The sequence below is a fragment of the Parachitinimonas caeni genome (assembly GCF_030129945.1).
GTDB classification, from domain to species: Bacteria; Pseudomonadota; Gammaproteobacteria; order Burkholderiales; family Chitinimonadaceae; genus Parachitinimonas; species Parachitinimonas caeni.
The window spans coordinates 1-1,249 of the sequence record NZ_JARRAF010000123.1 but is presented as its reverse complement, the minus strand read 5'-3'; the positions used below and the strand labels follow the sequence as shown (position 1 = coordinate 1,249).

The 1,249-nt window shown below is 57.2% G+C and carries 1 protein-coding gene; it reads right to left on the bottom strand.

Annotated elements, in window-relative coordinates:
- Positions 1 to 35: 35 nt before the first annotated feature.
- Positions 36 to 1,241: an IS256 family transposase gene (locus PZA18_RS23880; protein WP_284103398.1), complete on the bottom strand. Its 1,206-nt coding sequence runs from the start codon at positions 1,239 to 1,241 to the stop codon at positions 36 to 38.
- Positions 1,242 to 1,249 lie beyond the last annotated feature (8 nt).

Here is a 1,249-nt window from a genome sequence, read left to right as displayed (position 1 = left end):
GAGGGTGTGCCTAATTTTGTGTAACCGGGGTTGTGTTACTGCTGCGGCAGCCTGTCTTCGTAGCAGATCGTAAAGCGAGTCAGCGCTGCCTTCCAGTCACGGATTGGCATGGTCCATTTCTTACTGATGTTTCGTAGAGCCAGATAGAAGAGTTTCAGCAGTGCCTCGTCGCTGGGGAATGAGCCGCGGCTCTTGGTAACCTTGCGCAGACTCATGTTCACTGACTCGATGGCATTGGTGGTGTAGATCACCTTGCGAATCTCAGGCGGGAAGTCGAAGAATGGCGTGATTCTGGCCCAGTTGCGTCGCCAGGACTGCCCAATCGGCAGGTAGTCGTCATCCCACTTGGCCTCGAACTCGCCAAGACGCAGTTCGGCCTCATCAGCCGTGCTGGATTGGTAAATTCGCTTCAGGTCAGCTGCTACTTCAGCCCGTCGCTTCCAGGACACGTAGTTCAGGCTGTGCCTGACCATGTGCACGATGCACAGCTGCACGCGAGTATGGGGGTACACTGCCTCAATGGCCTCAGGGAAACCCTTCAAGCCATCCACGCAGGCGACGAAGATGTCCTGCACCCCTCGGTTGCATAGCTCGGTTACCACCTGCAACCAGAACTTGGCCCCCTCAGTTTGGGCGATCCACAGACCCAGAATTTCCTTCTCACCCGCCAGGTTGATGCCCAGGGCCAAGTACACGGCTTTCACCCGCACCGCACCTTCGCGCACCTTGGTGTGGATGCAGTCGAGGTAGACTATGGGATAGACCGCATCAAGCGGGCGCGACTGCCAGGCCTTTACCTCGTCGGAGACCGCATCGGTTACCGAGGAGATCAGGCTGGGGGATACCTCGGCACCGTAGATATCCTGCAGGTGAGCCTGGATCTCACGCACTGTCATCCCCCGGGCATAAAGCGAGAGAATCTGGTCGTCAAAGCCGGTCCAGCGGGTCTGGTGCTTTTCGACGATCTGCGGGTCAAAGGTGCCATGCCGATCACGCGGCACGTCGATGGGGAGTTCGCCGAACTCACCCTTGAGTTTCTTCTTGCTGAATCCGTTACGCGTGTTGCCAGTCTGATTGTTGACCGGCTGATGCTTATCATGGCCTAGATGGTGGCTCAACTCGGCATTTAGCGCTCGCTCCACCAACCTCTTGGTCAGCTGCTTGAGGATGCCATCGGCACCGATCAGGTCTTCAGGTTTCTGGTAGTTGATCAGCAGCTGATCCAGTAGCTCGTCAGTGATCGTCGGTG